The organism is Sphingomonas sp., assembly GCF_965227385.1.
Classification (GTDB): Bacteria; Pseudomonadota; Alphaproteobacteria; order Sphingomonadales; family Sphingomonadaceae; genus Sphingomonas.
Map to the genome: position 1 here is coordinate 2,771,539 of NZ_OZ245750.1, position 26,285 is coordinate 2,797,823.

26 protein-coding genes are annotated in these 26,285 nt (G+C 65.8%); 18 read left to right on the top strand and 8 right to left on the bottom strand.

Going from position 1 to position 26,285, the window contains the following annotated elements:
- Window positions 1–18 precede the first annotated feature (18 nt).
- Window positions 19–462, bottom strand: a complete 444-nt coding sequence (locus ACO05N_RS13585) for a host attachment family protein (RefSeq protein WP_422057604.1) — start codon at window positions 460–462, stop codon at window positions 19–21.
- Window positions 463–551: 89 nt separating this feature from the next.
- Here ACO05N_RS13585 and serS point away from each other — a divergent pair, with 89 nt between their 5' ends.
- The 4 genes from serS to ACO05N_RS13605 are packed head-to-tail and all read left to right on the top strand — an operon-like array spanning window position 552 to window position 4,695.
- The gene (serS, locus tag ACO05N_RS13590) at window positions 552–1,829 is read left to right on the top strand and encodes a serine--tRNA ligase (protein WP_422057605.1); all 1,278 of its coding nucleotides are present in this window, start codon (window positions 552–554) and stop codon (window positions 1,827–1,829) included.
- Window positions 1,826–2,590 (top strand): 5'/3'-nucleotidase SurE, encoded by a 765-nt coding sequence (gene surE / locus ACO05N_RS13595; RefSeq protein WP_422057606.1) that lies wholly within the window; start codon window positions 1,826–1,828, stop codon window positions 2,588–2,590. The genes serS and surE overlap by 4 nt, the downstream gene beginning before the upstream one ends.
- A 54-nt stretch (window positions 2,591–2,644) precedes the next feature.
- Window positions 2,645–3,667 carry a peptidoglycan DD-metalloendopeptidase family protein gene (locus ACO05N_RS13600; RefSeq protein WP_422057607.1) on the top strand — a complete coding sequence of 341 codons (1,023 nt, stop codon included), beginning with the start codon at window positions 2,645–2,647 and terminating at the stop codon, window positions 3,665–3,667.
- On the top strand, window positions 3,664–4,695 hold the full coding sequence (locus ACO05N_RS13605; protein WP_422057608.1) for a potassium channel family protein: 1,032 nt from the start codon (window positions 3,664–3,666) through the stop codon (window positions 4,693–4,695). Before ACO05N_RS13600 ends, ACO05N_RS13605 begins: the two co-directional genes overlap by 4 nt.
- Window position 4,696: 1 nt before the next feature.
- Here the strand turns inward: ACO05N_RS13605 and ACO05N_RS13610 are convergent, their stop codons facing one another.
- Together ACO05N_RS13610 and ACO05N_RS13615 are read right to left on the bottom strand one after the other, a co-directional pair.
- Window positions 4,697–6,109, bottom strand: coding sequence for a tetratricopeptide repeat protein (locus tag ACO05N_RS13610; protein ID WP_422057609.1), 1,413 nt, complete (start codon window positions 6,107–6,109; stop codon window positions 4,697–4,699).
- A 271-nt stretch (window positions 6,110–6,380) separates the two neighbouring features.
- The gene (locus ACO05N_RS13615; protein ID WP_422057610.1) at window positions 6,381–8,081 is read right to left on the bottom strand and encodes an ATP-binding protein; all 1,701 of its coding nucleotides are present in this window, start codon (window positions 8,079–8,081) and stop codon (window positions 6,381–6,383) included.
- A gap of 191 nt (window positions 8,082–8,272) precedes the next feature.
- Here ACO05N_RS13615 and rimO point away from each other — a divergent pair, with 191 nt between their 5' ends.
- Genes rimO through ACO05N_RS13635 form a run of 4 tightly spaced genes read left to right on the top strand, consistent with a single transcriptional unit; the run spans window position 8,273 to window position 13,649 of the window.
- Window positions 8,273–9,601, top strand: a complete 1,329-nt coding sequence (gene rimO / locus ACO05N_RS13620; protein WP_422057611.1) for a 30S ribosomal protein S12 methylthiotransferase RimO — start codon at window positions 8,273–8,275, stop codon at window positions 9,599–9,601.
- Window positions 9,602–10,516 (top strand): hypothetical protein, encoded by a 915-nt coding sequence (locus ACO05N_RS13625; RefSeq protein WP_422057612.1) that lies wholly within the window; start codon window positions 9,602–9,604, stop codon window positions 10,514–10,516.
- Between the two features lie 36 nt (window positions 10,517–10,552).
- Complete coding sequence (locus ACO05N_RS13630) at window positions 10,553–11,947, top strand: leucyl aminopeptidase family protein (protein ID WP_422057613.1); 1,395 nt, start codon at window positions 10,553–10,555, stop codon at window positions 11,945–11,947.
- Between the two features lie 49 nt (window positions 11,948–11,996).
- Complete coding sequence (locus ACO05N_RS13635; protein ID WP_422057614.1) at window positions 11,997–13,649, top strand: thiamine pyrophosphate-binding protein; 1,653 nt, start codon at window positions 11,997–11,999, stop codon at window positions 13,647–13,649.
- Here the strand turns inward: ACO05N_RS13635 and ACO05N_RS13640 are convergent.
- Complete coding sequence (locus tag ACO05N_RS13640; protein WP_422057615.1) at window positions 13,646–13,960, bottom strand: helix-turn-helix domain-containing protein; 315 nt, start codon at window positions 13,958–13,960, stop codon at window positions 13,646–13,648. The genes ACO05N_RS13635 and ACO05N_RS13640 overlap by 4 nt on opposite strands.
- A gap of 172 nt (window positions 13,961–14,132) precedes the next feature.
- On the bottom strand, window positions 14,133–14,303 hold the full coding sequence (locus ACO05N_RS13645) for a CsbD family protein (protein WP_224920012.1): 171 nt from the start codon (window positions 14,301–14,303) through the stop codon (window positions 14,133–14,135).
- 98 nt (window positions 14,304–14,401) lie between these two features.
- Between ACO05N_RS13645 and ACO05N_RS13650 the strand changes: the two genes are divergently transcribed.
- Together ACO05N_RS13650 and ACO05N_RS13655 are read left to right on the top strand one after the other, a co-directional pair.
- A complete protein-coding gene (locus ACO05N_RS13650) occupies window positions 14,402–14,998 on the top strand; it encodes a class I SAM-dependent DNA methyltransferase (RefSeq protein ID WP_422057616.1) in 597 nt (198 codons plus the stop codon).
- On the top strand, window positions 14,998–15,618 hold the full coding sequence (locus ACO05N_RS13655; RefSeq protein WP_422057617.1) for a hypothetical protein: 621 nt from the start codon (window positions 14,998–15,000) through the stop codon (window positions 15,616–15,618). Before ACO05N_RS13650 ends, ACO05N_RS13655 begins: the two co-directional genes overlap by 1 nt.
- Here ACO05N_RS13655 and thiS read toward each other — a convergent pair.
- Entirely contained in the window at window positions 15,615–16,619 is a 1,005-nt protein-coding gene (gene thiS, locus ACO05N_RS13660) for a sulfur carrier protein ThiS (RefSeq protein WP_422057618.1), read from the bottom strand. The two genes, ACO05N_RS13655 and thiS, sit on opposite strands and share 4 nt — an antisense overlap.
- Before the next feature lie 81 nt (window positions 16,620–16,700).
- Here thiS and aroQ point away from each other — a divergent pair, with 81 nt between their 5' ends.
- From aroQ to arsC, 4 genes are all read left to right on the top strand, one after another.
- Complete coding sequence (gene aroQ, locus ACO05N_RS13665; RefSeq protein WP_422057619.1) at window positions 16,701–17,135, top strand: type II 3-dehydroquinate dehydratase; 435 nt, start codon at window positions 16,701–16,703, stop codon at window positions 17,133–17,135.
- Between the two features lie 63 nt (window positions 17,136–17,198).
- A complete protein-coding gene (gene accB / locus ACO05N_RS13670) occupies window positions 17,199–17,678 on the top strand; it encodes an acetyl-CoA carboxylase biotin carboxyl carrier protein (protein WP_422057620.1) in 480 nt (159 codons plus the stop codon).
- Between the two features lie 6 nt (window positions 17,679–17,684).
- Window positions 17,685–19,046, top strand: coding sequence for an acetyl-CoA carboxylase biotin carboxylase subunit (gene accC, locus ACO05N_RS13675; RefSeq protein WP_422057621.1), 1,362 nt, complete (start codon window positions 17,685–17,687; stop codon window positions 19,044–19,046).
- Window positions 19,043–19,378, top strand: a complete 336-nt coding sequence (gene arsC, locus ACO05N_RS13680; RefSeq protein ID WP_422057622.1) for an arsenate reductase (glutaredoxin) — start codon at window positions 19,043–19,045, stop codon at window positions 19,376–19,378. The genes accC and arsC overlap by 4 nt, the downstream gene beginning before the upstream one ends.
- A 55-nt stretch (window positions 19,379–19,433) precedes the next feature.
- On the opposite strand, the gene ACO05N_RS13685 is transcribed toward arsC, so the two are convergent.
- A complete protein-coding gene (locus tag ACO05N_RS13685; RefSeq protein WP_422057623.1) occupies window positions 19,434–19,808 on the bottom strand; it encodes a PAS domain-containing protein in 375 nt (124 codons plus the stop codon).
- Between the two features lie 78 nt (window positions 19,809–19,886).
- Between ACO05N_RS13685 and ACO05N_RS13690 the strand changes: the two genes are divergently transcribed.
- Window positions 19,887–21,335: a phospholipase D-like domain-containing protein gene (locus ACO05N_RS13690; RefSeq protein ID WP_422057624.1), complete on the top strand. Its 1,449-nt coding sequence runs from the start codon at window positions 19,887–19,889 to the stop codon at window positions 21,333–21,335.
- 7 nt (window positions 21,336–21,342) lie between these two features.
- On the opposite strand, the gene ACO05N_RS13695 is transcribed toward ACO05N_RS13690, so the two are convergent.
- Complete coding sequence (locus ACO05N_RS13695; protein WP_422057625.1) at window positions 21,343–22,092, bottom strand: energy transducer TonB; 750 nt, start codon at window positions 22,090–22,092, stop codon at window positions 21,343–21,345.
- A gap of 83 nt (window positions 22,093–22,175) precedes the next feature.
- Here ACO05N_RS13695 and purL point away from each other — a divergent pair, with 83 nt between their 5' ends.
- The 3 genes from purL (at window position 22,176) to ACO05N_RS13710 (ending at window position 26,241) form a co-directional block, all read left to right on the top strand.
- Window positions 22,176–24,392 carry a phosphoribosylformylglycinamidine synthase subunit PurL gene (gene purL, locus ACO05N_RS13700; RefSeq protein WP_422057626.1) on the top strand — a complete coding sequence of 739 codons (2,217 nt, stop codon included), beginning with the start codon at window positions 22,176–22,178 and terminating at the stop codon, window positions 24,390–24,392.
- 132 nt (window positions 24,393–24,524) lie between these two features.
- Window positions 24,525–24,941 carry a hypothetical protein gene (locus tag ACO05N_RS13705; protein ID WP_422057627.1) on the top strand — a complete coding sequence of 139 codons (417 nt, stop codon included), beginning with the start codon at window positions 24,525–24,527 and terminating at the stop codon, window positions 24,939–24,941.
- A 58-nt stretch (window positions 24,942–24,999) separates the two neighbouring features.
- Window positions 25,000–26,241: a DUF418 domain-containing protein gene (locus ACO05N_RS13710; protein ID WP_422057628.1), complete on the top strand. Its 1,242-nt coding sequence runs from the start codon at window positions 25,000–25,002 to the stop codon at window positions 26,239–26,241.
- Window positions 26,242–26,285: the final 44 nt, after the last annotated feature.

Below are 26,285 nucleotides of genomic sequence, written 5' to 3' on the forward strand. Positions count from 1 at the left end.
GCGCCGCGGCGACCTGGCTTAGTCGGCGTCGATCAATGCCTGTTCGATGTCCGGGATCGGATGGCCGGTCAGCGTCTTGTCGATCTCGCCGGTCAGCCGCTCGCTCACTTCCTTGTGATAATGTTTGCGCAGCTCGCCGAGCGTGCGGGGCGGCGCGACGATGATCAGCGATTCGAAGTCGTTGTTGAGCGCGCGCTTCTTCAGCAACTCCGCCGTCTCCGCCGCAAACCGATCTTCCTCCAGCTGGTGGAAGTCCGTCTCCTCATAGGCACTACGGCCCGGTCCGACGCTTGAGAAGCTACGGCCCGGCGTGTCGGTCCCCTGTTCGCGATCGGGCGGATTGTCCTGCACCCGCTTGCGCTCGACCTGAAGGTTGAGGTGCACTGCGTCGCCCTCGTTCCTGAGGAACAGCATCTTGCGGCCATCGGCGACCACTACCATCGCATTGTGCGGAACCTGCATCGCTCTCTCCTTTTCCGGTTGCACAGGGTGAACGCACACCGCGCGCGCCGGGTTGCCTAGTCCCGCGCGGCTCGCCATAGCCTGCCGCCATGCACGATATCCGCGCCATCCGTGAGAATCCCGAGGCGTTCGACGCCGCCCTTGCCCGCCGTGGCGCCGAGCCGCAGGCCGAAATGCTGGTCGCGCTCGACGAAGCGCGCCGCGCGCTGACCACCCAGCAACAAGAGGCGCAGACGCGCCGCAACGACCTGTCGAAGCAGGTCGGGCAGGCCAAAGCCGCGAAGGACGAGGAGCGCGCGCAGGCGCTGATGGCGGAGGTCGCGGGGCTCAAGCAGACGCTGGAGGACCTCAATCTCGCTCAGGGTGCGGCGGACGAAGCGCTGCGGACCGCGCTCGCCGCGATCCCAAACCTGCCCGCCGCCGATGTTCCGGAAGGTGCGACCGAGGACGATAATCAACTCGTCCACACGATTGGTACGCAGCCGGCCTTTACCTTCGGCCCGCGCGAACATCACGAGTTCGGCCCTGCGCTCGGCCTCGATTTTGACACGGGCGCGATGCTCGGCGGATCTCGCTTCACCCTGCTGCGTGGCCCGGCGGCAAAGCTGCACCGCGCGCTTGGGCAGTTCATGCTGGACACGCTGACCGGCGATCACGGCTATGACGAGTGCGTGCCGCCGGTGCTGGTGCGCGACGAGATCATGTTCGGCACCGGCCAGCTGCCCAAGTTCGCCGAAGATTCCTTCCGCACCACCGATGGGCGCTGGCTGATCCCGACGTCGGAAGTCAGCCTGACCAACAGCGTGCGCGAACAGATTCTGAGCGGCGAGGAACTCCCGCTGCGCCTCACCGCGCTGACACCCTGCTTCCGTTCCGAGGCCGGTGCAGCGGGACGCGACACGCGCGGCTTCATCCGCCAGCACCAGTTCGAAAAGGTCGAGATGGTGTCGATCACGACGCCCGAGCAGTCCGAGGCGGAGCATGAGCGGATGACCGTCTGCGCCGAGGATATCCTGACCAAGCTTGGCCTCTCCTTCCGCCGCATGCTGCTGTGCGCGGGCGACATGGGCTTCAGCGCGACGCGGACCTATGACCTTGAAGTATGGCTGCCCGGGCAGGCACGCTATCGCGAGATTTCGTCCTGCTCGACCTGTGGCGACTTCCAAGCACGCCGGATGAACGCGCGCTTCCGCACCGCAGAGGGCAAGCCGGCGTTCGTCCACACGCTCAACGGATCGGGCCTTGCGGTCGGCCGTACGCTGGTCGCTGTGCTGGAGAATTACCAGCAGGAGGATGGCGCGGTGGCAGTGCCTGAGGTGCTCCAGCCCTATCTGCGCGGGGCCAACCGGCTCGAGCCGCGCGGGTGAGGATCCTCCTCACCAACGACGACGGCGTCCATGCCCGCGGTCTGGAGGTGCTGGAGCGCCTCGCCCGCACCCTCTCGGACGACATCACCATCGTCGCGCCGCTGGAGGAACAGTCGGGCAAGGGCCGTTCACTCAGCCTGACCGAGCCGGTTCGTCTGCGCCGCTTCGGCGAGCGGCGCTTTGCGGTCACCGGCACGCCGACCGACGCGGTGATGATGGCGCTGGCGGAGATCATGAAGGACGGCCCGCCCGACCTGATCCTGTCCGGGGTCAATCGCGGTGCGAATCTGGGTGAGGATGTCAGCTATTCCGGGACCGTTTCGGCGGCGATGGAGGGCGCGCTGGCCGGTATCCGCTCGATCGCGCTCAGCCAGCGTTATGCGCTTAGCGCGCCGGGCGAGAAGGTCAGCTTCGAGGCGGCGGAGCAATGGGGCGAGCGTGTGCTGCGCCCGTTGATCGCCGCCGATTGGGCACCGCGCACGCTGATGAATGTCAATTTCCCACCGATCCCGGCCAGCGCGGTCAATGGGATCAAGGCCGTCGGCCAGGGGCTGCGCGACTATGGCCGGCTGCGGCTCGACAAGCGCACCGATCCGCGCGGGTTCGACTATTACTGGTTTGGCCTGGGGCGCGTTCCGCACACGCCGGTCGCCGATACCGACCTTGAGGCGATCGAGCAGGGCTGGATTACCGTGACGCCGCTGCATCTTGACCTGACGCATCGTGAATCGCTTGTTATGCTCAACCAGACATTTGGTTAGGTCGGGTGGGTCATGCGGGGGAACCGGAACAGGGCGGGATGGATCGCGGCGTTGATGCTGGGGCCGCTGGTCGGCGGTTGCATCCCGCCCGGCACGGGGCCTGCCGCCCGCCCGGGCCCCGCCCAACGCGAAGCCGATCCCACCGCCGCGCCGCGCCGCGAGGACGTGCCCGCCCTGCCCGCTCCGGTTTCGGCATGGGAAGCACGGCGCGTCACCGCTGACGCGCGGACCGTCGCGGCATCCGAATATGTCGTCGCGCCGGGCGATACCTTGCGCCGGATTGCTGATCGCACCGGCGCTGGCTCCGAGGCGATTGCGCGCGCTAACAACATCCCCCCGCCTTATACCATTCGGGTCGGACAGCGGCTGTCGATTCCGGGTGGCCGCTATCACCTCGTCCGGGCGGGCGAGACGGGCATCGCGATTGCCCGCGCCTATGGCGTCGACTGGAGCCGGGTGGTGACCGAGAACGACCTGTCCGAGCCCTATATCCTGCGGACCGGCATGCGCCTGCTGATCCCGGGCGATCCGCGCACGATGACGCTGGAAGAGCGCGCCGCTGCCTTCCGGCTCGACATCGACGACATCGTGACCGGGGGGCAGCCCGCCATTGCGGAACGCGCGCGCCCGACCCCGCCGACGGCGTCATCGGCCCGCATCTTGCCGCCCGATGCGGCGGTCGCAGCGCCGACCACGCTGCGCGGGGGCTTCACCTGGCCAGCGCGCGGCGCGGTCGTGCGCCGCTTTGGTCCTATTGCCAGCGGCGAGCGTAGCGACGGGATCAAGATCGCCGTGCCGCTCGACACCCCCGTCCTCGCCGCCGCCGATGGCACCGTCGCTTATGTGGGCAGCGAAATTCCCTCGCTGGGCGGCCTGGTGATCCTGCAGCACGGCAGCGGCTGGACCAGCGTCTATGGCCATGCCGGACAATTGCTCGTCCAGCGCGGTCAGAGCGTGAAGCGCGGGCAGATGATCGCCTTGTCGGGCGACAGCGGAACGAACCGCGCGCAGCTGCATTTCGAACTTCGCCAGGGTCGCACGCCCGTCGATCCGCTGCCGAGATTGCCCGCCCGTTGAGCCGCCCGCGTATCCCGCACCACGCCGCGTTGCGTCGCAAGTCGCGCGTATCGCCCTGGATTTCGATCGCCTGGCGCGTCGGAGCGGTACTGGGCCTCTATGCCTTTGCCGTCGCCTTCCACTGGTTCGACCGCGAAGGGCTGCGCGACAATTTCGACAATCACATCAGCTTTCTCGACATCATCTACTTCACGATGATCTCGATCACCACGACCGGTTATGGCGACATCGTGCCGATTTCGCCCGGGGCGCGGATGTTCGACGCGCTGGTGGTGACCCCGATCCGGATCTTCGTGATCCTGATCTTCATCGGCACGACCTATCAATTCATCCTCAAACGCACATGGGACAGGTGGCGCATGGCCCAAATCCAGAAGATGCTCACCGACCACATCGTCGTCGCGGGCTTCGGCAAGACCGGGGCGGATGCGGTCAACGAACTGATCGCGCGCGGCACCGATCCCGGCTGTATCGTGGTCATCGACGGCGATGAGCATGCGCTGTCACGGGCGGAGGAAGCGGGTTGCAACGTGCTGGTCGGCGACGCCACCCGCGACCAGACGCTGAAGGACGTCCGGGTAGAGCGTGCCCGAACCCTGATCGTCGCGACCGGGCGCGACGACACATCGATCCTCGTCACGCTGACCGCGCGGCATCTGGCACCCGATTTGCCGATCTCGATCATCATCAAGGCGGACGACAACGAACTTCCGGCCCGGGCAGCCGGGGCGAATACCGTCATCAATCCGGTCAGCTTTGCCGGCCTGCTGCTCGCCGGATCGGTCGAGGGGACGCACGTTGCCGACTATATGCTCGACCTCGCCTCGGTCGACGGACGGGTGCATCTGTCGGAACGCCGCGTGGCGCCAGCCGAGATCGGCAAGCCGCTTTCCGCGATCGCCACCGGCCTTGGCGTACGCATCTATCGCGATGGCATGCCGCACGGATTTTTCGAGCCGGAGGCGAAGGCGCTGCGCGAGGGCGATGTGGTGGTTGAGATCATCCCGGGGACTGGTGGCTCCGCCTGAATCACTGCTGCTTCGCCAACCACCACGCGTTGGTGACCTGAAATTTGAAGATCGGCGCATATTGGCGCGTTTCCTTCTGCGCCGCCGCATCGAAATCGCGATAGCTCGCCAGTCGGGACATCAACAGGTCCCCCGCATCGGTCAGAAACGGATATGCGCGCCGTGGCTGCCCGGTCAGCAAAAGACTCATCCCCGCATACATCTGGAAATCGATCAGCAGCCTGTCGCTGCCAGCGCCCGATTGTTTTGCGAGCCCGACGAGGCGTTCGATCACCGGAACGACGAGATCGAGCCGGTCCGGAGACGTTTTCATCGTCAGAACCACCTGCCCCGTCAGCATCTTGATGCGCACGGACGGCGGGTTGCCGGGGTTGCTTGCCGCTGCCTCCAATCGTCGAACATACGGCGCCGCCTCGGCAAACTTCTCGGCGTCGATCAGCGCTACGGCGACCATCGCGGCCGCCAGGTCGGTGACCGCCGACGCCGCACCAAATCGCTTTTCGGTACTGGCGAGCTCCGCGCGCGCCGCTGCGACCGCATCCGTCGGTTCGGCACTCGACCACCACGCGATTCGACCGCGAGCAGGCGAGCCGGGCTTTGCCAGCCGATCGACCCGTGCGGCCAGCACGCGGGCCTCGTCCCCCCGTCCCAACCTGCGCAATGTGTTGGCGAGGCTTGCCATCGAATCGAGCGCCAGCGGCCCGCTCTCCCCCTCCGACCGTTCAAAGAGCGCCAGCGCCTTGCGAAACGCCGGTTCCGCATCACGGTCACGATCGATCGAATAATAGGCTGAACCCAGACACTCATGGACCCGGCCTGACAGGGCAGCCTGTTCCGGCGTCGTCTCAGGCAGTTGCCGGGCGATAGGCAGCAGCCGATCCACTGCCGCCTGCCCCTGGCCCAAAATCCATTGCACGGTACAAAAGCCGACAGCCGCAATCACTGTCAGGCGTCCTGTGTCACCATTGAGCTTGCGCGACACTGCCAGTCGCCGCTCTGCGACAGGCAAATACTTGTCGAAGCTCTGCAAGCGCTCATAATAGCTTGCCAAAGCGCTCAGGACCATCAGCGCGTCCTGGCTTTCGGGACCGACCTGCGTATCGACATAATCGAGCGCGCGCAGGATTGTGCCCTCGACCTTGTCGTTGCCCGCCGTCGCGACCAGCACGGCAACACCGGCTGCGAGCGTGGCGCAGGTATCGCCCCGCGGATGTGCCGCACGGCAATTCTCGAACGCCGGAATGATGATCTCTGCGGCCTTGCCATATTCGCGCTCGTCGAACGCGGCTTCTCCCTCGGTCGGGATCGGGATGCGCGGCACGGTTTGCGCCGCTGCCGCTTCCGCTGCGCCCAGCTTTGCGAGCACCAGCATCGCAGCCGCGCCGGTCACCGCATATCGCCGCAGATCGATCATCGCCTCTCCCCAATCGAACGAAAGTGCGCTGTGTCGTGGTCTTCCTGGTTTGACCGTCCGGTGGGTGCTCGACAACTGACAAGTTCGCCTCGTGCTGCGGAAGCGCGACGGTTCCACACCCTATCTTCTTTCCAGGATCGCGTGCGCGCGGGCCTATCAGCGCAACGCGGCTCCCCGCAGTTCCAACCGTGCCACGGTGTCGCTTCTGCGTAAGGCCCGGAAGCTGGTCGAAGCGAGGACGGGGCAACTGCGCGTGATCCGCGTAATTGGCCTATAGTTCGGCGGGGACACCGACGTCGCGTTTGACGGTAAATGCCGCGCTGGCGCCGCTCGCGCGGTTCCAGACACGCAAGCTGCCGCCATGGACTTCGATGATCCGCCGGCAGATCGACAGGCCGATGCCCAGGCCATGCTCCGCCTTTGTCGAGATGAAGGGGAGATTGAAGTGCTCGCGCACGCTGTCCGGAAATCCCGGGCCGTTGTCATCGACGCGGATTTCCAGCATCGCGTCTGAAACCTGGGCACAGGCGATCCGGATTTCGCTCCGATCGGCGGGCAGATATGCCATGGCCTCTTCGGCGTTGCGGATCAGGTTGACGAGCACTTGCTGGATCTGGATGCGATCGATCAGCACGCGCGTCTGAGCCTCCTCGGCGAAATAGACGATCCGTCCCCGCCGCGCGGCATTGCCGCCCCGCGCCAGCTCGATCGCGTCGTCGATCACCGGGCCCAGCGCTTCGCTGCGCAACTCGGCACTGCCCTTTGACAGATAGTCGCGAATCCGGCGGATGATGTCGCCAGCGCGCGCAATCTGTCCGCGCACCTGCTGGAGCTGCGTCGCGACCGCGTCGCGGCTGCCCTCGCCACGGTTCATCAGCTCGCCGACCGCAAGATAATTGGACGCCGCCGTCAGCGGCTGATTGAGTTCATGGGCGAGCCCGGCCGCCATTTCCGACAGCGACGCGACGCGCGCCGAGTGCGCGAATTCGTCGCGGAGTTGGTCGAACCGGCGCTGTGCCTGGGCGGCGTTGGCAAGATGGCGGAAGTAGAGCGCGAGCAGCGCCCCCACCACCAGGGTAAGCGCGGCGGCAAGGCTGACGAACCAGCCCGCGCGGCGCATCGCCGGGCCCAGAATGTCCTGTTCCCCCACGCCTGACGTGACGAAGATTCCATAGTCGGGCAGCCGATAGTGGCTGAACAACCGTCGTTTGCCGTCCATGATGCTCGCGTTCCAGTAATCGCCGTCGGGCCTGGTTCGCTGGCGTTGCATGATCAGCGTTCCCGACACGTCCTGGCCCGAACTGATCACCCCGGCCTCGCGCCGTGCGAGCGATATCCCGCGCAGCGAGACCATCGAGATCAGGTCAGCCGGTCGGCCGTCGAGCCCGATGTCAAAATCCACGAACCGGCGGACGGGGACTTCCACAATGACTGCGCCAGCGAACGCGCCCTGTGCATCCCGCATCGCCCGCCCGATGATCAGCACCGCGTCGGTGGAGCCAGGCCGACGCACCGGGTTAGAAATCGCGCGCATCATCGCGTCGGTCGTGCGCAACTCCTGGGCCACCGACCGGATGGAGGGCTCCACCGCGCGCGCTCCACCGGTTGTCGCCCGGACCGTCCCGCCGGGATCGACGATATGGGCGCCGACGACGACCGAATCGCATTCGCCGGGCAGCAAAATCGCGCGTGGGGCGCCCGCCATGCCGTTCCCCGCCCCGCCCCCGTAACGCGCGTCGAGATAGATGGCGGCCAGATCCGCGGCCTCGAACGTGTTGCGCACATATTGGCCGAACGCGACGACACGCTGCCGATTCTCGCGCAAGGCGACATTCGCTGCGGTCGATTGATCCTCGACGATCTGCCAGACGACTGTGAACCAGGCGATGACCACGAACACGATGCCGGAAACTGCGACGAGCCGGGCTGCAGGCTGACGCAGAACGGTCCACGCGATACTCGCCTTGCCCAACCCGGTACGCCCCCTCCTGTTGCGGACAACGCCGTCATGACGTCGATCAGCCGCATGTTGAGACCATACTGCGCAGGCAGCATTGTCAATCACGACGTTCGCGCAGTCCGGCCAGCGGGGAGAGCGCTGCCGACCGCCCGGTGCCCCGCCCCTATCTTTTTTCGCAAAATCGCCTATGTCGCGCGACAATCATGGCAACGCGACTCCCCGAAGCCCCCAAGGTGGGCATGGTGTCGCTCGGCTGTCCCAAGAATCTGGTCGACAGCGAGCGTATTCTGACCAAGCTCCGGTCCGACGGCTATGCCATGTCGGCCGACTATGCCGGCGCGGACGTGGTGCTGGTCAACACCTGCGGCTTTCTCGACAGCGCCAAGGAAGAGTCGCTCGAAGCGATCGGCGAGGCGATTGCGGAGAATGGCCGCGTCATCGTCACGGGATGCATGGGCAAGGAAGCCGACGTAATCCGCGCGCGCTTTCCCAATGTGTTGGCGGTCACCGGTGCGCATCAATATGAGGAAGTGGTCGGCGCAGTCCACGACGCGGCGCCGATGCCGCCCAACGCCTTCCTCAACCTCGTCCCCGAAAGCGGGTTGAAGCTCACGCCGCGCCACTACAGCTATCTGAAGATCAGCGAGGGGTGCAACCACCGCTGCTCCTTCTGCATCATTCCGGCGCTGCGCGGCGATCTGGTCAGCCGTCGCCCCGACGCGATCCTGCGCGAGGCAGAGAAGCTGGTCGAGGCGGGGACCAAGGAACTGCTGGTCATCAGCCAGGACACGTCCGCCTATGGCGTCGACATCCGCAAGGAGCCGCGGATGTGGAAGGGTGCGGAGGTCGTTCCCCACATGACCGACCTTGCCCGCGAACTGGGCAAGATCGCACCCTGGGTGCGGCTGCATTACGTCTACCCCTACCCCCATGTCGATCAGGTCATCCCGCTGATGGCCGAGGGGCTGATCCTCCCCTATCTCGACATCCCCTTCCAGCACGCAGCGCCCAGCGTGTTGCGCACGATGCGCCGTCCGGCGAACGAGGCCAAGGTGCTGGAGCGCATCCACAGATGGCGTGAGATCGCCCCGGACATCACGATCCGCTCGACCTTCGTCGTCGGCTTCCCCGGCGAGACCGAGGAGGATTTCCAGTATCTGCTCGACTGGCTGGACGAGGCGCAGTTGGACCGTGTCGGCGCATTCCGCTTCGAGCCGGTCGAGGGCGCTGCCGCCAACGACCTGCCCGGCGCGGTGCCCGAAGCGGTCAAGGAAGAGCGCTATGCCCGGATCATGGAAAAGACGGCCGCGATCAGCGCCGCCAAGCTGCAGGCCAAGATCGGCCGCACGCTCGAAGTGATCATCGACGAGGTCGAGGGCGACGGCGCCAATGCCCGGTCACAGGCTGACGCGCCGGAGATCGACGGTACGGTGTTCCTGCGCGACGCGGGCCATCTGAAGCAGGGCGACATCGTCCAGGTCGAGATCGAGGACGCGGACGAACACGACCTCTATGGCGCACCGCTGGCCTGAATGAAGCGCCTGCTCCTCGCCCTTCCGGTCTGGCTTGCCCTCACCGGGATCGTGCCGGAGCCGGGGGTTCGCGGCGAGGCAGTCGATCCACTAACCATCGCCGACGACGATTTCGCGCGCCACCGCGATCCGGCTACGTGGCGCGGGCTGTCGGTCAGCAAGATCGAATTTCGTGAAGAAAGAGGGTCTTGGCGGCTGTTCCGCGTTGCGAATGTCAAGAATCCACGCGGGCCATTATGGTTCGTCCCGCACGACAATGAAAATGCCGGGTTCGAGGCGGGGCTAGCCGGGGTGCGCACCTATGGCGGTGTGATGATCGTGGTCGATTCCGGAATTGCCGAGGATGGCCGGCGCCGCAACGCTGCGGTTGATCGCGGCGGGCCGATCGACCCCAATCGCAACTTCCGTGACGGCACCCCGCTCTACGCCACCACGATCCTGGCCGATGCACGGCGCGGGGCTCTGCCGATCATCGCGCTGCACACCAATTCGCCCGGTTTTGATACGCGGAACTCACGCTGCAACCAGTCCGACCCGCCGGGACGGGGCGAGGTGTCGATCCGCTTTTGCGATGACGTCATGCAGCCATCGCCGTCGCAGGGCCGTGCATGGCCGTTCGATGACGACGACAGCCTCGCCTATGTCGCCTATCGTGCGGGTGCCTCCCCCTATTCCGCATGGTGCGGCAAGGCGCTGGCGATGGCCGATTTCAACGTCGTGTTCGAACGTGTGGGCGTCAGCGACGGGTCACTGTCCAACTATGCGCTGCTGCGCGGCTTGCCCTATGTGAATTTCGAGACGCAGGAGCGCGGGCTGGACCCCGCCCCACTTGCGGAAAGTCGCAACCGCCTGGTCGCGATGATCGATCGCGCGATGGCGCTCTGCACCGCGCCGACGACCAAGCTCGCACGCTAGTTGCCGTTGCCGGGCGCGCAGCTTAGATCATCCGCAATGACGGACCTTTCCCTGCTGCTTCAGCCCGATCGTGGCCAGCCCGCGCGCACCATCCACGTCGTCCACCCCGACCAGTGGCAGGACTGGCTGAAGACGCAGCCGCCGCGCATCCGCACCGCGATCAGCGCGCACAAGCTGACTGGCAAGGCGGGCAACCGCGCCGTGCTGCCCGGCGAGGGGCCGGAGGATTGGGCGATGCTGCTGGTGTGCGACGAGGCCGAGACCTCTCCGTTTCGCATCGCCTCGCTCGGCGAGCAGTTGCCCGAGGGAAGCTATCGCCTTGCGACCGGCGAGCCCGGCGCTGCAATGCTCGGATGGGTGCTCGCGCAATATCGCTTCGACCGCTACCGCAAGGACGAGAGCGCACAAGGCCCGCGGGTCCTGCTGACCGGTGAACCGGGACGGATCGAGGAGACGCTGTGCCTCGCCAGCGCGACCTTCAAGGTCCGCGATCTGGTCAACACCCCTGCATCCGACATGGGGCCGGCGGATCTGGAGGCCGAGGTCGAGGCTCTCGCCAAAGTGCACGGCGCAACGTCGATCGTCACGCGCGGCGATGCGCTCGAGCAGGGCTATCCCATGATCCACGCGGTCGGCATGGCGGCGGCCCGCGGGCGTGAGCCGCGGCTGATCGAGCTGGAATGGGGCAATCCCGACCATCCCCGGCTGGCGCTGGTCGGCAAGGGCGTATGCTTCGACACCGGCGGGCTCGACATCAAGCCGAGCGCGGGCATGCGGCTGATGAAGAAGGATATGGGCGGCGCGGCGCACGCGATCGCGCTGGCCGGGCTGGTGATGGCGCAACGCCTGCCGGTCCGCCTCCACCTGCTGGTCGCGGCGGTCGAGAATTCGGTCGCCGGCAATGCCTTCCGGCCCGGTGATGTCCTGAACACCCGCAAGGGACTGACGGTCGAGAATACCAACACCGATGCCGAGGGGCGCCTGATCCTGGGGGACGCACTGACCAAGGCGGTCGAAGGCAAGCCCGGGCTGATGCTCGACTTCGCCACGCTGACCGGCGCAGCGCGTGTTGCGCTTGGCCCCGATCTCCCTGCCCTGTTCGCCAATGACGACACGCTGGCCGGCGCGATGCTCGATGCCGGGGACGGTGTGAAAGATCCGCTGTGGCGTTTACCCCTGTGGGACGGCTATGACGAGATGCTGAAGTCGGACATCGCCGACATGGTCAACGCCCCCGACGGCCCCTTCGCCGGCCCGATCACCGCCGCGCTGTTCCTCCGCCGTTTCGTGCCGAAGCACATTGCCTGGGCGCATCTCGACCTGTTTGCCTGGCGTCCCGCCGCCAAGCCCGGTCGCCCCAAGGGCGGCGACGCGACGGGCCTGCGCGCAAGCTGGGCAATGCTGAAGGCGCGCTACGCCGACAAGTCGTAACCGCCGCTACCGGCTCGACTTCGCGGCATTGCGGCGGCAAGGTGTCGCGATGACGAATACGCGCAACGGCGGCCGCATCCTGGTCGACAATCTCGTGGCCCAGGGCTGCGACCGCATCTTCCACGTGCCGGGGGAGAGCTTCCTGGCGGTGCTCGACGCGCTGCACGACGTGACGCAGGTCGATCTGGTCACCTGTCGGCAAGAGGGCGGCGCCGCATTCATGGCGTGCGCCGATGGGGCGATGACCGGCAAGCCCGGCATCTGCTTCGTGACGCGCGGCCCCGGCGCGACCAATGCCAGCATCGGCGTACATGTAGCGATGCAGGATTCGATCCCCTTGATCCTGTTCATCGGTGACGTCGACCGGTCGATGCGCGATCGCGAAGGGTTTCAAGAAGTCGATTTCCCCGCATTCTTCGGCCCACTCGCCAAATGGGCAACGCGGATTGAGGACGCCGCACGCATCCCCGAATATGTCGCGCGCGCGTGGAACGTCGCGATCAGCGGGCGTCCTGGGCCGGTCGTCGTCGCGCTGCCCGAAGACATGTTGCTCGATGTCGTGGAGACGCTCGACCGTCCGCGCCTGACCCGCCACAGCGCGGGTTTGGACCCGGAGGATTTCACCGACGTCCTCGACCTCCTGCGCACGGCCGAGCGTCCGGTGGCGATTGTCGGCGGCGCGGGATGGGATATCGCAACCGGTGCGGCGTTCGACAGCTTCGCGCGCAGTTGGGGTATCCCCGTCGCTGGCGCATTCCGGCGGCAGGACGCGATCCCCAACAGCTCGCCGGTCTGGGCAGGCAATCTCGGGTACGGTCCCAACCCCAGGCTGGTCGCGCGGATCAAGGCGGCCGACCTGCTGCTGGTTGTCGGCGCCCGGCTGGGGGAGGCTACCACTGATGGCTATACGCTGGTGACGCCGGACCATCCGGGACAGACGCTGATCCATGTCCACCCGGACGCAGGCGAGCTCAACCGTGTCTATCGCGCCGATCTGGGCATCGCCGCGCCGGTGTTCGAATTTGCCGCGATGCTGGCCGCAGCCGATGCCCCCGAAACGCCCCGCCCCGCCTGCGCCGAGGCGCATACCGAATGGCAGGACTGGTCGACGCCGAATCCGCGCGAGGGCGTTCCGCTCGATCTCGGCCAATGCGTCGCTGCGATGCGCGAGCGGATCGACGCGGACCATGCGATCGTCTGCAATGGCGCGGGCAATTTCTCGGGCTGGTGGCACCGCTATTGGCGCTATGGTGCGCAGCCGTCACAGCTGGCCCCGACCGCCGGCGCGATGGGTTACGGCACGCCTGCTGCCGTCGCCGCCGCGCTGCGCCGCAAGGACAAGCTGGCGATCGCGCTCGCCGGAGACGGCGATTTCCTGATGAACGGACAGGAGCTGGCGACTGCGGTCCAGCATGGCGCGGACATGCTGGTGCTGGTGATCGACAACGGCGCGTACGGGACGATCCGGATGCATCAGGAGCGTGAGTTTCCCGCGCGCCTGTCGGGGACGACGTTGCACAATCCCGATTTTGCCGCGCTCGCGCGCGCCTATGGCTGCTGGGCGGAGACTGTAGAGCGCACCGCGCAGTTCGCTCCGGCACTCGACCGCGCCCTTGCGGAACGTGGCGTCCGCCTGCTGCATCTGAAAACCGATGTCGAATTCATCACCCCCGCGACGACGATCGCGGCGATCCGGGGTTAAGCCCGCGCGGTGGCGAGGCGGCGCGCGTCCATCAGCGCAGCCTCGACTGCCTCGACCGCCCAGCGTTCGCACAAGCCAACCGCGCGCGCGAACGCCTTGACGAAGCCCTTGAGGTAGATCAGCCCGGGAAATACGTCGAACCGCTCGGCCTCGATCGCGGTCAGGTAGCGGACCGGCACGCGCGTCTGCGCGGCGATATCCTCGATCGACAGGGCGCGGCGGCGGCGCGCGTCCGCCAGCGCGCTTCCCACGCTTCCCCGTGGCTCGAGCCGCCAGTCACCTCTGGCGAAGGGCAAAACAGGCTGTTCCATTGCGGCGTTCATCGTCGTCAAGCCCCCCGGCTGGCTGACTATCCGGGTCGTCCCGGTACGAAACGCAGTAATGACTTGAAACGATCGGCGAGTCGATTCGGTTCGCCCACGGAAAAGGGCCGTTTCCCGCAGAAAACGGCCCCAAATCGATGATCAGAAGTGTTTCGGGCGATCAGATGTCGTCGCCCAGCGCGCCCTTGATCTTGCCGCCGAGCTGCTGGGCCTTGCCCTTGCCTTCCTGCGCGGCGCCTTCGGCACGCGTTTCTGGGTCGTTGCTCTGCTGCTTGGCCTTGCCAATTGCTTCGTTGACGTTGCCTTTGATCTTGTCGACGAGTTCGCCCATGATGGTCTCCATTGGCCCGGGGGTCGGGGTTTCCCTATCAACTGCCGGTCCCGGTATGAGTTCCGAAATATCCGCCCCCTGTTTCGGAGGTTCGGACGATGCCCCACCGGATTATCGACCTGTATCAGCGCCATGCCGCCGCCTTTGACGCTGCGCGCCGCAACAGCTTCCCCGAGCGGACCTGGATCGAACGGTTCGCGCGGATGTTGTCGCCGCACGCCGAAGTGCTCGACCTCGGCTGTGGTGGGGGCGAGCCAATTGCGCGCTTTCTGGTCGATAACGGATATCATGTGACCGGCGTCGACAGCTCGACGACGCTGATCAACCTCGCCCGCACGCGTTTCGCGCGCCACACCTGGATCGAGGCCGATATGATGCGCTTCGGCGGCGACAGCGGCGCGTATGACGGCATTGTTGCGTGGTGCAGCCTGTTCCATCTGGAAGTGGAGCGGCAGGAAAAGCTGATCCGCCGCATGGGCGTGTGGTTGCGCAACGGCGGGGTCGCGCTGTTCAACACCGGCCCCGCCAGCGGAACCGCGATCGGCAGCTTTGAAGGCGAGGAGCTATACCATGCCAGCCTGTCCCAAATCGAGTATCGCACGGTGCTTGCCGAAAGCGGGCTGACCGTGGTCAATCATGTCAGCGAGGATGCAAGCAGCGGCGGTTTCACCGTCTGGCTGGTGGGGAAGATATGATGCGGTTCGTCGGCTGGCTGTTCGCTGCGGCACTGATGATCCTTCTCGGCTGGATCGGAGGCCCGGTCGCAATGACGAGCTATCGGGAGGCCATGGCGGCCAACCCAGATCTGGTGAAGATCCAGGCTGCCGAGGATTTGGTCAAAACCTATCGAAGACATGCCGCGGGGGGCTATCGCCTGAACCTGTCAATCGTTGACACGCCACCTGACTACAACCCGGTGCGTGCCTGCGGCTATGACCCGGAAGCCATATTGAAGAATGAGAATGTGCCGTTTCTGCAATCTGCGGATTGGGGGTTCGAGGTTTTGCAGAGACGCGCGTCCGGCGACTATGCACGCGTTGTCGATGACAATCGTGCCAGTTATCTCGCCGAACATCACAGCGTCGCCACGATGGCTGCATTAAGCCAATGCCTGGCCAGCCCATTTGCTTCGCTATGCCGTGGTCGGGTCGATCGCCTTGCCGCGCTTGCGGATGCCGCGGGAGCAAAAGAGTTAGCCGATCTCCGGGATTTTGCACGCAAACAGAATCAGGCGATCCTCTGCACGTTTCTGGACGGTGCAGCGGCCCGGCGCGGCATCACCAAAACCGCTGCCGTGGCCAAGGCTGCCCCCTAGATCAGGCCCGCCAGCGGGCTCGACGGGTCGGCATAGCGCCGCTGACCCATACGTCCGCTGAGATAGGCCAGCCGCCCGCTCTCGACCGCCAGCTTCATCGCGCGCGCCATCATGATCGGGTCCTTTGCCTCGGCGATCGCGGTGTTCATCAGCACGCCGTCGCAGCCCAGCTCCATCGCCACCGCCGCGTCGCTCGCCGTACCGACGCCGGCATCGACCAGCACCGGCACCTTCGCGCCCTCGACAATCAGGCGGATCGTCACGCGGTTCTGGATGCCCAGGCCCGAGCCGATCGGTGCACCCAGCGGCATGATCGCGACCGCCCCCACATCCTCCAGCCGCTTCGCTGCGATCGGATCGTCGACGCAATAGACCATCGGCAGGAAGCCTTCCTTGGCCAGCACCTCGGTCGCGCGCAGCGTTTCGTGCATGTCGGGATAGAGCGTCTTGGCCTCCCCCAGCACCTCCAGCTTGACCAGATCCCATCCGCCAGCTTCCCGCGCCAGCCGCAGCGTGCGGATCGCGCTTTCGGCGTCGAAGCAACCGGCGGTGTTGGGCAGATAGGTGATCTTCTTCGGGTCGATGAAGTCGGTCAGCATCGGCGCCTTGGGGTCGCTGACGTTGACGCGGCGCACGGCCACCGTGACAATCTCCGCGCCGCTGGCCTCGACCGCCGCCGCATTCTGCGCGAAATCCTTGTATTTGCCGGTCCCGACGATCAGCCGCGAGCGGAAGGTCCGCCCCGCCACGGTCCAGCTGTCGTCCGCCGTCGCGACATGATCGCCACCGCCGACGAAATGCACGATCTCGATCTCGTCGCCATCCTCGACCGTCACCTGCGCCAGCGTTGAACGCGGCACGACCTCCAGATTGCGTTCGACCGCCACTTTCTCGGGCACCAGCCCCAGCTCGTTCGCCAGATCGGCGAGGCTGATCCCGCCCGCAACGCGGCGATGCTCGCCATTGACCGTGATCGTGATCGTCCCGTCGGTGTGAGTCATGCTGGTCCTTTCGCTGCGCCGCGATATAGGGAGTTCGGCGCAAGGCTCAAATGCGGGCCGCAAATTCCTGGGGGAATCGAATTGGCCGACACCATCTTTGTCCTCAACGGTCCGAACCTGAACCTGCTCGGCACGCGCGAGCCGGACATCTATGGCTCGGACACGCTCGACGACATTGCCGGGATGCTGGAGGATCGCGCGCGCGAGCTCGACCTGACCGTCGATCTGCGCCAGTCGAATCACGAGGGGCATCTGGTTGACTGGATGCATGAGGCGCAGGCCCGCGGGGCCAAGGCGGTGCTGCTCAACGCCGGCGCCTTCACCCACACCAGCATCGCGCTGTACGATTGCATCAAATCGATCCGCACCCCGGTGATCGAGGTGCATCTGTCAAACCCGCATGGCCGTGAGGAATTCCGGCATATCAGCTATGTCGGTCGCGCCGCCAAAGGAACCATCGCGGGCTTTGGCGCGCTTTCCTACCTGCTCGCGCTTGAAGCTGCTGCCCGACTCTGACTATTAGGCGCGTTTTCCGGCGCGCCCTTAGGGAAAGGACGCGCACAAATTATTCGAGGTCGCATGAGCGAAGATCATAAAAAGGGGATGCACGTGGATATCGAGCTGGTGCGCCAGCTTGCCGCCGTGCTCGACGAGACCAACCTGACCGAGATCGAGGTCGAGGACGCAGATCGCAAGGTGCGCGTCGCGCGGAAGGCTATCGCCGCGCCGGTCGCGTATGCACCTGCCCCGGTTGCTGCACCCGCGCCGCTGGCTGCCGCGCCGGTCGCGATGCCCTCGGACCCCGCTTCGATCACCCCGGCGCATGAAAACGCCGTCAAGTCGCCGATGGTCGGCACCGCCTATCTCTCCGCAGAGCCGGGCGCCAAGCCGTTCGTCGCGGTCGGGCAGCAGGTCAAGGCCGGCGACACGCTGTTGATCGTTGAGGCGATGAAGGTCATGAACCCGATCGCCGCGCCGCATGGCGGCACCGTCAAGGCGATCCTGGTCGATAATGGCCAGCCGGTCGAATTCGACCAGCCGCTCGTCGTGGTCGAGTAACGCGCCTTGCCCGAGATCAAGAAGCTCCTGATCGCCAATCGCGGCGAGATCGCGTTGCGCATCCATCGCGCATGCCACGAGATGGGCATCAAGACAGTCGCGGTGCACTCGACCGCCGATGCCGATGCGATGCATGTTCGCCTGGCGGATGAGGCGATCTGCATCGGCCCGCCGGCCGCCGCCGACAGCTACCTCAATATCCCGAACATCATCTCGGCCGCCGAGATCAGCGGCGCCGACGCGATCCACCCCGGCTATGGCTTCCTCAGCGAAAACGCCAAGTTCGCCGAGATCGTCGAGCTGCATAACCTGATCTTCGTCGGCCCCAAGCCCGAGCATATCCGCACCATGGGCGACAAGGTCGAGGCAAAGCGCACCGCTGGCGCGCTGGGCCTGCCGCTTGTCCCCGGATCGGACGGCGCGATCAGCGACGTGACCGAAGCCAAGAAGCTGGCGGAAGAGATCGGTTATCCGGTCATCATCAAGGCCGCATCGGGCGGCGGCGGTCGCGGCATGAAGGTTTGCACCGACCCCGACCAGTTCGAAACGCTGATGCAGCAGGCGGGCAGCGAGGCAAAGGCCGCGTTCGGTGACGCGACCGTCTATCTCGAGAAATATCTCGGCAATCCGCGCCACATCGAGATCCAGGTGTTCGGCGACGGCAATGGCAACGCGATCCATCTGGGCGAGCGCGACTGCTCGCTCCAGCGCCGCCACCAGAAGGTGCTGGAAGAAGCCCCCTCCCCGGTCCTGTCGACCGAAGAACGCAACCGGATCGGCGCGATCTGTGCCAAGGCGATGGCGGACATGGGCTATCGCGGCGCGGGGACGATCGAGTTCCTGTGGGAAAATGGCGAGTTCTACTTCATCGAGATGAACACGCGCCTGCAGGTCGAGCATCCGGTGACCGAAGCGATCACGGGCCTCGACCTCGTCCGCGAACAGATCCGCATCGCCGAAGGCCATGCGCTGACGCTGCGTCAGGAAGATGTGCAGTTCCGTGGTCACGCGATTGAATGCCGCATCAATGCCGAGGATCCGCGTACCTTCGCGCCCTCGCCAGGCAAGGTCACCCAATATCACGCGCCGGGCGGCATGAACGTGCGCGTCGATAGCGGCCTCTATTCGGGCTACAAAATCCCGCCTTATTACGACAGCATGATCGCCAAGCTGATCGTGTACGGCACGACCCGCCAGGGCGCCCTGCGCCGCCTGCGCCGCGCGCTCGAGGAGTTCGTGATCGAGGGTCAGGGGATGAAGACCACGATCCCCCTGCATCAGGCGCTGCTTGATGTGCCGGAGTTCCAGCAGGGCGATTATACGATCAAGTGGCTGGAAGAGTGGCTGGCGAAGCAGGACGCAGTGTGAACGCCACGATCTACCACAACCCGCGTTGTTCCAAATCGCGTGAAGCGCTGGCGATCCTGCAGGACGCCGGCGCCAGCGTGACCGTGATCGAATATCTGAAGACTCCGCCGTCGCGCACCGAACTGGCGCGGCTCTATGCCAAGGCGGGCATGTCGCCGCGCGACGGATTGCGCACGGCGGAAACCGGGGCCAAGGCGCTGAAGAATGCGTCGGACGACGCGATTCTCGACGCGATGGCCGCCGATCCGATCCTGATCGAACGTCCCCTGGTCGAAACCGACAAGGGAGTAAGACTAGGCCGTCCGCCGGAGCGGGTGCGCCAAATCCTCTAGACCGGAAGCGCCACGGCGCGCGTCTGATCCCACCGCGGGGGAGCCGCGACCGGCTTCATGCATATTGCCGCGACATCGCCAGAATCTCGTCGGTCACGTCGATTTTCGTCCCGTAGAGATACCGGGCGACGCCTTTTTCCGCTTCGACATCGGCGGTCACCCGGATCCAGCGCAGTTGGCCGTCCGGACGGCGGATCTTGGCCTCAAAGGTAAAGCTGCCGCATTCGGCGATCGCGGTTGCGCGCAGCCGCCGGAGCTCCTCGCGCGATTCGGCCGAGTACATGGCGACGATCGCTCCGCGCGTTACGGTCGTGCCGCGCTCGATCCCGAACAGGTCGTACACCCCGTCGCTCCAGCTGAGCGAATCGTCACCGAGATCGCACTCCCAGCGCGCCTGGATCGGGAGCAGTCGTTGCGGCGTCGCGTCCATACCGTCTGGTTATCAAGCGATTTGCTAAAGTCCAGTGAACGCGTGACCTTTTTGCCCGCTAACGGTATTGCCACGACCATGTCCGCCGGTTCTGACGACTCGCTGCTCCTGGAGCCCGGCCGCAATTGCTGGCGCACCGCCGACGCCACCCGGCTGTCGGTCATCGTCGATGCGGAAGATTATTTTCGGATCGCGCGCCATGCGATGCTGCGTGCGAAGAAGCAGATCCTGTTGATCGGTTGGGATTTTGATGCGCGCATCCTGCTGACCCACGACGATCCCCCTACCCATCCCGAGGCTCCGCGCGAGGTCGGCGCGTTCATCAGCTGGATCACGCAGCGCAACCCCGAGCTGGAAGTGCATATCCTGCGCTGGGACATCGGCGCGATGGCCGCGCTGCTTCGCGGGCGGACGCTGCAGACATTGGTCGAATGGAAGCTGTCGAAGCGCATCCATCTCAAGCTCGATTCGACCCACCCGCCCGGCGCGTCGCATCATCAGAAGATCGTGGTGATCGACGATTGCCTGGCCTTTTGCGGCGGCATCGACATGACGCTGGGCCGATGGGATACGCGCGGCCATGCGGATGGCGATCCGGGTCGGATCAATCCGGGTGGCGAGCCCTATATGCCGTGGCACGACGCGACCACGGCAATTCAGGGGCCCGCAGCCACAATGCTGGGCGATCTGTGCCGGGAGCGATGGCATCGCGCCGGTGGCCATCGCCTTGAGCGGCCCGATGTCGATCAGGAATGCTGGCCCGACGGGCTGGCACCCGATTTCACCGATATCCGCGTGGCCGTTGCACGCACCCAGCCCGAACTGAACGGCGAACCGCCGGTGCAGGAGATCGAAAGGCTCTATCTCGACCTGATCGCAACCGCGCGCCGCTTCGTCTATGCCGAGAGTCAGTATTTCGCGTCCCGCGCGATCGCAGAGGCGATCGCCAAGCGACTGGCCGAACCGGACGGGCCGGAGTTCGTGATCGTCAACCCGCGTAGCGCCGATGGCTGGCTGGAGCAAACCGCGATGGACACCGCGCGCGCGCGCCTCTTCCAGGCGCTCAAGCAGCGCGACCCGCATGACCGGCTGCGCCTCTACCACCCCTACACGGCGGGGGGCGACCCGATCTATGTCCATGCCAAGGTACTGGCGATCGACGATCGCTTCCTGCGGGTCGGGTCGTCCAACTTCAACAACCGTTCGCTTGGCCTCGACACCGAATGCGATGTCGCGCTGGCCGCGCGCACGGCGGACGAGGCGCGCCGCATTGCCACGATCCGCAATGGCCTGCTCGCCGAGCATCTCGGCACCGATTCGCTTACGGTGGCGCAGCGGATCGATGCTGGGGGATCGCTCATTGCCGCGGTCGAGGCACTGCGCGTCACCGGGCGGACGCTGCGCCCCTATGCGGTGCCCGACCTGAACAGCATCGAAGAGTGGCTGGCCGAAAACCAGGTCCTCGACGCGGGAGACGAATCACCGTTCGAGGCGATGACCAAGGGCGGGCTGCTGCGCCGTCTTTGAGCCTGGTTTACGGCTCCGGCGGCAGCCGCTCAAAGACCCATTCATGGCTCTCGCGGATCAGCGCCGGGACTGGTTTGCCCGCGCCGCTGCGTGACGGGCGGAAACGGAACCGCTCGCGGATCAGGCGACAGGTCAGTGCGTCCAGCCGCGGTACGCCACTGGACCCGACCACCTCGCAATCGCCGACCCGGCCGTTGGTCTCGACCAGATACAGCACAGTCACGCGCCCGCCGATCCCGGCATCGGCTAGGTCTTCGGGATAGTCCGAATCGCGGATGCGGCCGCGCACCCAACGGGGCGGCGTGGCATCGGGATCGCCGGCCCCGCGCCCGTCGCCGCGCCCGCCCGCGCCGAACCCGTCACCTTGTCCACCCGCGCCGCTGCCGGGTCCCGGAACATCCGCCGCGCCACTGGTCGCCTCATTGCTGTCAGCGGCTTTCTCCGCAACCGGCAGCGGCGGCGGTGGCAGGGGAAGCGGCACCACCGGCTCAGGCGCGACGACCTCCGTTGCACGAGACGTGAGATTTGGCGGGGCCGCCTCTCCCTCGGGCCGGGTTTCACGTTGCGGGGCGCGTATCGCTTCAGGCGGCGGTGGATCGGGCGCAACGCGGAACAATGCGATGCCGTCCGCCCGCTTGCCAACCTGCGCGCGCACCGCAAGGCCGGCAACGAGCAGCGCGCCCAGCGCCAGCGTCAACGCCGCCGCGACCGCCGCGCCGCCCGCACGCTCCCGTTGATGGATCAGGATCGCTGCCATGCACCCTGAACGCACAAGCCGCCTGAACGATCGCTGGCCGCGGGGGGATGACGAACCGCGCACGTCCCGCTATGCGCGCGACCATGACCCAGACCGCTCCCGCCATCACGCCCGAAATCGTCGCCGAACACGGCCTGTCGCCCGAGGAATATGATCACGTCCTGCACGCGATGGGGCGTGAGCCGAACCTGACCGAACTCGGCATCTTTTCGGTGATGTGGTCGGAGCATTGCAGCTACAAGTCGAGCCGCATCCATCTGAAGAAGCTGCCGACGACCGCCCCCTGGGTGATCTGCGGCCCCGGCGAGAATGCCGGCGTGATCGACATCGGCGACGGCCAGGCGGCGATCTTCAAGATGGAGAGCCACAACCACCCGTCCTACATCGAACCCTATCAGGGCGCGGCGACGGGTGTCGGCGGCATTCTGCGCGACGTGTTCACCATGGGCGCGCGGCCGATCGCCAACATGAACGCGCTGCGCTTCGGTCGCCCCGATCATCCGAAGATGAAGCACCTGATTTCGGGCGTGGTGCATGGCATCGGCGGCTATGGCAATTGCGTCGGCGTCCCGACGGTCGGGGGCGAGGTCAATTTCCACAAGGCTTATGACGGCAACATCCTGGTCAACGCGATGACCGTGGGCGTCGCCGCGACCGACAAGATTTTCTACAGCGCCGCAGCCGGCATCGGCAATCCGGTGGTGTATGTCGGATCGAAGACCGGCCGCGACGGCATCCATGGTGCGACCATGGCGAGCGCAGATTTCGACGAGCATAGCGACGAGAAGCGCCCGACCGTGCAGGTCGGCGACCCGTTCACCGAAAAGCTGCTGATCGAGGCATGCCTTGAGCTGATGGCGTCGGACGCGATCGTCGCGATCCAGGATATGGGCGCGGCGGGCCTCACCTCGTCCAGCGTCGAGATGGCGTCGAAGGGCGGCGTCGGCATCGAGCTGATCATGGACAATGTGCCCCAGCGCGAAACCGGCATGACGCCGTACGAAATGATGCTGTCGGAGAGCCAGGAGCGCATGCTCATGGTGCTCAAGCCCGGCCGCGAAGCCTTTGCCGAGGCGATCTTCCGCAAATGGGAGCTGGACTTCGCGGTCATCGGCACCGTCACCGATACCGGCCGCATGGTGCTGAAGTGGAAGGGCGATGTTGTTGCCGACATCCCGCTCGCCCCGCTCGCGGACGAAGCGCCGCTCTACGACCGCCCGCATGTCGCGACGCCCAAGCCCGCCGAGCTGGCGGATGAGCCGGAATCGACCGACATCGCCGCCGACCTGATCAAGCTGATGGGCTCGCCCGACATCGCGTCGCGCCGCTGGATCTGGGAGCAATATGACCACATGGTCGGCGCCGACACCGTGCAGCGGCCTGGCGGCGATGCCGCGGTGGTCCGCGTCCATGGCACCGACAAGGCGCTGGCGATCACGACCGACTGCACCCCGCGCTATTGTTTCGCCGACCCGGTCGAGGGCGGGAAGCAGGCGATTGCCGAGGCGTGGCGCAACCTCACCAGCGTCGGCGCGACCCCGCTGGCGGTGACCAACTGCCTCAACTTCGCCAACCCGCAGCGGCCGGAGATCATGGGCCAGATCGTGGGCTGTCTCGAAGGCATGGGCGACGCCTGCCGCGCGCTCGACTTCCCGATCGTGTCGGGCAACGTGTCGCTCTACAATGAGAGCAAGGCGACCGGCGGCGGTTCTGCGATCCTGCCCACCCCCGCCATCGGCGGCGTCGGCATCCTCGCCGACTGGTCCAAGTCGATGACGATCGGGTTCAAGGCAACCGGCGACGCGATCATCGCTGTCGGCGAGCGCATGGGCCATCTCGGCCAGTCGATCTGGCTGCGCGAAATCCATGGCCGCGAGGAAGGCCCGCCCCCACCGGTCGATCTGAAAGCCGAAAAGCGCACCGGCGATTTCGTCCGCGACATGATCACGCGCGGCCTGGTCAATGCCGTCCATGACGTGTCGGACGGCGGCGTTGCGGTGACGCTCGCCGAAATGGCGCTCGCCAGCGGTATTGGTGCGACGATCGATCAGGCCCAGCCCTTCGGCATTGCCGGCAGCTTCTTCGGCGAGGATCAGGGTCTCTACATCGTCACCGTGCCGGACGAGGCGCTGACCGAATTCCTCAGCGCGGCCGCCGCCGCCGACGTTCCCGCTGACCCGATGGGCCGGACGATCAGGGACCGGCTGATCTTCGAACTCGACGAAGGCGACTGGTGCGTGACGATCGACGATCTGCGCACCGCGCATGAAGGCTTCTTCCCCGCACTGATGGGCAGCTGAACCCAACACGCGCACAACTGAACCGTCGCCCCGGGTCGGACCCGGGGCCGGGCTTCTTCCGGCGGCCCAAATCTGTCACCCTCCTGGCCGACTCGCCCGACCCGGCGAGGCTTCGACCTGCAGGAGGGAACGATGACCGCCGGCTATTCGACCACAGCGCTTGCCGAGAAGCTCGGCTTCAAGCCCGGCATGCGGCTGTTCATCGCCGATATGCCCGACGGCGTACGGGCGGAGGCGCAGGTCGATGACCTCGGACTCGAGCTGCTCGCCGCGCCCTGCGCCGGCATCGACGCCGCGCATATCTTCGTGACCGAGCGCACCGCGCTGGCCCGTGAGGTCGCCGCGCTGCGCCAGCTGATCGCGCCGAGCGGCTTCATCTGGGTGTCCTGGCCGAAAAAGTCTGCGAAGATGGACACCGACATCATCGAGGACACGATCCGCGAGGTCGCCCTGCCGTTAGGCTTGGTCGATGTGAAAGTGTGCGCCGTCGATGCCGTCTGGTCGGGGCTAAAGCTGATGATCCGCAAGGAATTGCGCAGCGGCGGTTGACGCTGGCGCGGCCAGCGCTGGCGGTGTATTCCCCGTATAAGACAGGGGGAGACCATCCATGACCACGACCATGGCGGGCGACCGCCATTTGACGCTCGATACCGTTCGCGGGGTCGCGGTGCTCGGCATCTTGTTGCTCAACATCATCGCCTTTTCGATGCCGATGACGGCCTATTTTAACCCGGGGGCCTATGGCGGGTCCGACGGCATCGACCTGGCCGTATGGTTCGGCAATTTCGTGCTGTTCGACGGCAAGATGCGCGGCCTGTTCTCATTCCTGTTCGGCGCTTCGACCCTGCTCGTGATCGAGCGGGCGACGGCCAAGGGAGAGAGTGCGGCCAAGGTCCATTATGCCCGGATGATCTGGCTGCTCGTTTTCGGCCTCGTCCACCTGTGGGCGATCTGGTTCGGTGATATCCTCAACCATTACGCGTTGATCGGAATGATCGCCTTTTTCTTCCGCAATGCGCGAGTGAAGACGCTGCTGATCGTGGGCTGCATCCTTCTGGTGGTCCAGTTCATTTTCGCCGCGTTCATTCCGCTCATCGCCCTGATCGCGCAAGCAAAGCCCGACGAACCGCAGGTGCGCGACGCAGTTCTCGGTCTGACGCGCGGCTTCGGCCGTCCCCCGGCCGACTGGCTGACCGAACAGGTCGATCTGTATCGTGGCGGTTGGTGGGAAATCGCCGTCGAGCGGTTCAAGGAGGCCGCCTGGCTGCCGCTGGTCGCGATCATGCAATATGGCTCCGAAACACTGGCCTATATGCTGTTCGGCATGGCTGCGTTTCGCAGCGGCATGCTGACGGGACGGTGGGACCGGCGCCGTTACTGGCGTTGGGTCGCGGTCGGCTTCGGCGTCGGAATCCCCGTCTATACGGCGCTGGCCCTATGGGTGATCCGTTCGGATTTCGGTCTGGTGCAGGTCAGCAGCGCGGCGATGGTGTTCACCGTGCCGGTGCGTCCGCTGATGATCATGGGCTGGGCCAGCCTGATCGTCCTGCTGATGCGCCCCGGTGGACTGCTGACCGAGCGGCTGGCGGCGGCAGGCCGGATGGCGTTCACCAATTATCTCATGACCAGCATCATCTGCACCACCATCTTCTATGGCTATGGCCTGGCGTGGTTCGGAGCCTTGTCGCGGGCGGAGGTCTATCTGGTCGTGTTGGCGGTCTGGGCGCTCATTGTGTTGTGGTCGAAGCCGTGGCTGGAGCGATTCGCTTATGGCCCGCTCGAATGGCTGTGGCGCAGCCTTGCGCGCGGACAGCTTCAGTCGATGGCGGGCGGCGCCCTGTCCCGCTGATTGCGAATGTCACGCAATAACTGTTGCGAATCACTCTCACTCGC

Excerpts from the sequence above, each read along its gene's own strand:
- ACO05N_RS13585 (WP_422057604.1), bottom strand. The coding sequence starts at position 462 with ATGCAGGTTCCGCACAATGCGATGGTAGTGGTCGCCGATGGCCGCAAG.
- serS (WP_422057605.1), top strand. The coding sequence starts at position 552 with ATGCACGATATCCGCGCCATCCGTGAGAATCCCGAGGCGTTCGACGCC.
- ACO05N_RS13600 (WP_422057607.1), top strand. The coding sequence starts at position 2,645 with ATGCTGGGGCCGCTGGTCGGCGGTTGCATCCCGCCCGGCACGGGGCCT.
- ACO05N_RS13610 (WP_422057609.1), bottom strand. The coding sequence starts at position 6,109 with ATGATCGATCTGCGGCGATATGCGGTGACCGGCGCGGCTGCGATGCTG.
- rimO (WP_422057611.1), top strand. The coding sequence starts at position 8,273 with ATGGCAACGCGACTCCCCGAAGCCCCCAAGGTGGGCATGGTGTCGCTC.
- ACO05N_RS13625 (WP_422057612.1), top strand. The coding sequence starts at position 9,602 with ATGAAGCGCCTGCTCCTCGCCCTTCCGGTCTGGCTTGCCCTCACCGGG.
- ACO05N_RS13630 (WP_422057613.1), top strand. The coding sequence starts at position 10,553 with ATGACGGACCTTTCCCTGCTGCTTCAGCCCGATCGTGGCCAGCCCGCG.
- ACO05N_RS13635 (WP_422057614.1), top strand. The coding sequence starts at position 11,997 with ATGACGAATACGCGCAACGGCGGCCGCATCCTGGTCGACAATCTCGTG.
- ACO05N_RS13640 (WP_422057615.1), bottom strand. The coding sequence starts at position 13,960 with ATGGAACAGCCTGTTTTGCCCTTCGCCAGAGGTGACTGGCGGCTCGAG.
- ACO05N_RS13645 (WP_224920012.1), bottom strand. The coding sequence starts at position 14,303 with ATGGGCGAACTCGTCGACAAGATCAAAGGCAACGTCAACGAAGCAATT.
- ACO05N_RS13650 (WP_422057616.1), top strand. The coding sequence starts at position 14,402 with ATGCCCCACCGGATTATCGACCTGTATCAGCGCCATGCCGCCGCCTTT.
- ACO05N_RS13655 (WP_422057617.1), top strand. The coding sequence starts at position 14,998 with ATGCGGTTCGTCGGCTGGCTGTTCGCTGCGGCACTGATGATCCTTCTC.
- thiS (WP_422057618.1), bottom strand. The coding sequence starts at position 16,619 with ATGACTCACACCGACGGGACGATCACGATCACGGTCAATGGCGAGCAT.
- accB (WP_422057620.1), top strand. The coding sequence starts at position 17,199 with ATGAGCGAAGATCATAAAAAGGGGATGCACGTGGATATCGAGCTGGTG.
- ACO05N_RS13685 (WP_422057623.1), bottom strand. The coding sequence starts at position 19,808 with ATGGACGCGACGCCGCAACGACTGCTCCCGATCCAGGCGCGCTGGGAG.
- ACO05N_RS13690 (WP_422057624.1), top strand. The coding sequence starts at position 19,887 with ATGTCCGCCGGTTCTGACGACTCGCTGCTCCTGGAGCCCGGCCGCAAT.
- ACO05N_RS13695 (WP_422057625.1), bottom strand. The coding sequence starts at position 22,092 with ATGGCAGCGATCCTGATCCATCAACGGGAGCGTGCGGGCGGCGCGGCG.
- purL (WP_422057626.1), top strand. The coding sequence starts at position 22,176 with ATGACCCAGACCGCTCCCGCCATCACGCCCGAAATCGTCGCCGAACAC.
- ACO05N_RS13705 (WP_422057627.1), top strand. The coding sequence starts at position 24,525 with ATGACCGCCGGCTATTCGACCACAGCGCTTGCCGAGAAGCTCGGCTTC.
- ACO05N_RS13710 (WP_422057628.1), top strand. The coding sequence starts at position 25,000 with ATGACCACGACCATGGCGGGCGACCGCCATTTGACGCTCGATACCGTT.